Source organism: Azospira sp. MPR-E4 (genome assembly GCF_058809645.1).
In genome coordinates, this window is sequence record NZ_JBXAST010000109.1 from 1 (window position 1) to 1,869 (window position 1,869).

General features: G+C 67.3%; 1 protein-coding gene. It reads left to right on the forward strand.

The genetic code is table 11. The annotated features are described in order from the left end of the window. Positions 1 to 127 precede the first annotated feature (127 nt). Positions 128 to 1,804 carry a PHA/PHB synthase family protein gene (locus AC1RTA_RS16525; RefSeq protein ID WP_492785359.1) on the forward strand — a complete coding sequence of 559 codons (1,677 nt, stop codon included), beginning with the start codon at positions 128 to 130 and terminating at the stop codon, positions 1,802 to 1,804. Positions 1,805 to 1,869: the final 65 nt, after the last annotated feature.

Genomic DNA, 1,869 nt, shown 5'->3' on the forward strand with positions numbered 1-1,869 from the left:
ATTTTTTTAATGATACGGCGACCACCGAGATCTACACAAGGCTATTCGTCGGCAGCGTCAGATGTGTATATGAGACAGGCTGACGCCCCTGCAGGCCGACAGCGCCACCCAGCGCCTGGATCAGCACGTGCACGCCACCATCGCCCAGCTCACCAACTCCCTCTCGCCCCTCACCCTGGCCATGGCCATGATCGACTGGGCCGGGCATCTGGCCGTCTCCCCCGGCAAACAGCTGGAACTGCTCAAGCTGGCGGCGACGGAAGCCGCCGCCCTGCAGGCGGCCCAGCTTTCCATGCTCAACGAGGGGCCGGACTTCGTCGCCCCCTGGAGTACCGACCGCCGCTTCAAGGAAGATGCCTGGCACCGCTGGCCCTTCAATGTCATGCAGCAGTCCTTCCTCCTCACCGAGCGCTGGTGGAAGGCGGCGACCCACGGCATCTGGGGGGTCTCCGCCCACCACGAACGCATCGTCTCCTTCGCCGCCCGGCAGATTCTTGACCTGCTCTCCCCCGGCAACAGCCCCCTCACCAATCCGGTGGTGCTCGAACACACCATCCGCGAAGGCGGCCAGAATCTGTGGCACGGCATGGCCCATCTGCAGGAGGACCTGCAACGGGCCATGAACAACGAGCCCCCCGCCGGCAGCGAGGATTACGTGGTGGGCCGGGACGTGGCGATCACCCCGGGCAAGGTGGTGGCCCGCACCCGGCTGATGGAACTGATCCAGTACTCCCCCACCACCGCCAAGGTCCATCCCGAGCCCATCCTCATCGTGCCGGCCTGGATCATGAAGTACTACATCCTGGACCTCTCGCCCCACAATTCCCTGATCAAGTTCCTGGTGGACCAGGGCCATACCGTCTTCTGCATTTCCTGGCGCAATCCGGACGAGGAAGACCGGGACCAGGGCATGGACGATTACCTGGAAAACGGTTTCTTCGCCGCCCTGCAGGCCATCAACGACATCGTGCCCAAGCGCCGGGTGCACGCCACCGGCTACTGCCTGGGGGGCACCCTGCTGGCGATTGCCGCCGCGGCCATGGCCCGGGACGGGGACGAGCGCCTGGCCTCCATCACGCTCCTGGCCGCCCAGACCGACTTCACCGAGCCGGGGGAGCTGGCCCTCTTCATCGACGACAGCCAGATCAGCCTGCTCGAGGCCCAGATGGCGGAAAAGGGCTACCTCTCCGCCGGCCAGATGGCGGGCGCCTTCCAGCTGCTGCGCTCCTACGACCTGCTGTGGTCGCGCATGGTGAGCCAGTACCTGCTGGGCGAACGGGGCACCATGAACGACCTGATGGCCTGGAATGCGGACACCACCCGCATGCCGGCCCGCATGCACAGCCAGTACCTGCGCCAGCTGTTCCTCAACGACGACCTCAGCGAAGGCCGCTACCAGGTCGGCGGCCGGCCCGTGTCCCTGGGCGACATCACCATTCCCGTCTTTGCCGTGGGCACGGAAAGCGACCACGTGGCGCCCTGGCGCTCGGTGCACAAGATCCACTACCTGAGCCCGGCCGAAGTCACCTTCGTCCTCACCAGCGGCGGCCACAATGCCGGCATCGTCAGCGAACCCGGCCACCCGCGCCGCCACTACCGCCTCCACACCCGGCCCGCCGGCGAGGTGTACGTGGCCCCTGAGCAATGGCTGGCGGAAACGCCCACCCGGGAAGGCTCCTGGTGGACCGCCTGGCAGGAATGGCTGGCGGCCCGCTCCGCCGCCCCCGCAGCGCCGGCCAAGACCGGCTCCAAGCGTTATCCGCCCCTGGAAGACGCCCCCGGCAGCTACGTCCTGCTGAAGTAGGCAGCCGGCTCCGGGGCTGCGCTCCCGCCGCCCCCGCCGCGCTGCGGGTAATATGCCATCAGGCC